The sequence below is a fragment of the Kitasatospora sp. UYEF31 genome (genome assembly GCF_057291755.1).
The window spans coordinates 1-1,786 of the sequence record NZ_JBXAWK010000141.1 but is presented as its reverse complement, the minus strand read 5'-3'; the positions used below and the strand labels follow the sequence as shown (position 1 = coordinate 1,786).

The following is a 1,786-nucleotide window of genomic DNA, read 5'->3' as shown; positions in this document are numbered from 1 at the left end:
ACACGGCAGACTCCCGCCCACCACCAGCACGAGTACCCCTACAGCCCGCCACGCCAGCCCCGCTGACCAGCACGTTCGAAGATGGCGAAGCCTCATTGACCGCGGGTCAGGTTACCAGCGTGGGTTCAGGTTCGAGCGGGCCTTCGCTCTCCCGGGCAGCTGGAGCGAAGGCCCGTGCCAACCAGCGTGGAAGCTTGACTTTTTTGATTCCACAGAATGATCCGGTTCACCTGCCCCTCCACCGCGCCCGAACTGAACGGCCTCCAGCGCGCCTGCGCCCGGCTGGTGAAGGCCCACGCAGGCGGTGGCGGGCCAGGTCCTGCTCTGTGTTCGCTGGCCCTGTCAGTCGCGCGGGCTGATGATTTCGAAGCCGGCGTCCTTGCCCGCGATGGCGAGCCGGTCATCGTACGTGGCCAAGCCCGTCAGGTCGGGTCCCAGGACCCGGGCGGTGGCCAGGTGGATTGCGTCCAGTGAGCGCAGCATGCGATCAGGTTCGTTCATCGCCGTTTCCACGATGTCATCGTCGATGCTGATGAAGTCGAAGGCGAGCAACAGATCCCGCGCATCGGGCAGGAAGGCCGGGAACACCCTCGTGACCGCGCGGATCACCTCGATGCGCATCAGCGCCGAACTGACCCATGTCGCACCCGTAGCGCGGTCGTAGAACTCCGCGAACGCCTTGGAGTGACTCTCCTCCACCAGCAGCTTGAGCGCGGCGGAGGTGTCGACGTAGTAGAGACTCACCAGGGCTCTTCCTCACGCAGGGCTGCCAGTGCCTCTCCCAGGCGGTCGCTGCCGTCCCCCGCCCTCATCCGCGGCCGGTACCCAGGGCGCACCGCGGGCCGGACCTTGCCCTCGGCCGCAAGACGATCCAGCACCGGCGTCGCCTCCCGCTCCTCCACCGGCACGATCCGCGCGACCAAACGGCCGTACTCGGTCACATCAATGGTCTCGCCGTGCCGGACGCGGGCCAGCACCTCGCTCGTCTTGTGGCGCAATTCCCGCAGCCCCACGGCATGCTCATGGAGAATCATCATGCACCGAATGTATCACAATTTTGTTGCACATAAATGATCGCCGCTCGGGTCGATGCTGACCACGCTCCTCCGTGGGATCTACGCGTTCCGCACGCCTCGGCGGGCGCGCCCCAACTCTGTGAAGGGGCAGGGTGCGCGATTCCCGCCCTGTCCTCACGCGCGCGGACACGTCAGCACCTCGTCAGCACAAAAAACACCCCCCCAACCGCGTTTTCGCAGGTCAGAGGGGTGTTACTGGCGGTAGCGGTGGGATTTGAACCCATCACAGTGACCCCTCTCACCTGCGGTTTTACCGGAGAACCGGGACAAATAACCCCGTTTCCATCCCCTTGCATCCTGCCTGATCCTGCCTGATCGGCCTGCCGTGCTGACGCGTCAGCACGCGATTCGGAGGGTCAGAATCAAGCTTCCGAACGCTTCTGACACCCGGCAGCACTGTGGAGACGGAACATCGGCCACTCAGCCAGGATTCGAACCCAGCTTCACCATGCCACCCTCGCACAGCTCACGCAGGGTGATCATTTCTTCCGAAAGTCACCTCAGTGGCGTAACCGGGCGACACGGCACCCTCAAGTTCGCTCTCCTTTAAATACAACACTCAGCGCACCCATGACGCATGGCGAGCACAGAACTTCGCTCATCCCCTGCGCCACCTCAGAGTGCGGTATGTGACCTGATGCCCGTTTGACGCTTGGGGTTGGGAGAGGAGTCCTGGTCGGCGGGGCGGACTGGTGCTCAGGGTCGGGGCT

At 64.3% G+C, this 1,786-nt stretch carries 2 protein-coding genes; both read right to left on the bottom strand.

The window, feature by feature from the left end:
* Positions 1-342 precede the first annotated feature (342 nt).
* Positions 343-744, bottom strand: coding sequence for a type II toxin-antitoxin system VapC family toxin (locus AC0Z36_RS29555; RefSeq protein ID WP_485466161.1), 402 nt, complete (start codon positions 742-744; stop codon positions 343-345).
* Positions 741-1,037 carry a type II toxin-antitoxin system Phd/YefM family antitoxin gene (locus tag AC0Z36_RS29550; RefSeq protein WP_485466160.1) on the bottom strand — a complete coding sequence of 99 codons (297 nt, stop codon included), beginning with the start codon at positions 1,035-1,037 and terminating at the stop codon, positions 741-743. Before AC0Z36_RS29550 ends, AC0Z36_RS29555 begins: the two co-directional genes overlap by 4 nt.
* Positions 1,038-1,786 lie beyond the last annotated feature (749 nt).

What these genes read in the sequence shown, in the direction of transcription:
- AC0Z36_RS29550 (WP_485466160.1), bottom strand. Translation starts at nt 1,037, where the DNA reads ATGATGATTCTCCATGAGCATGCCGTGGGGCTGCGGGAATTGCGCCAC.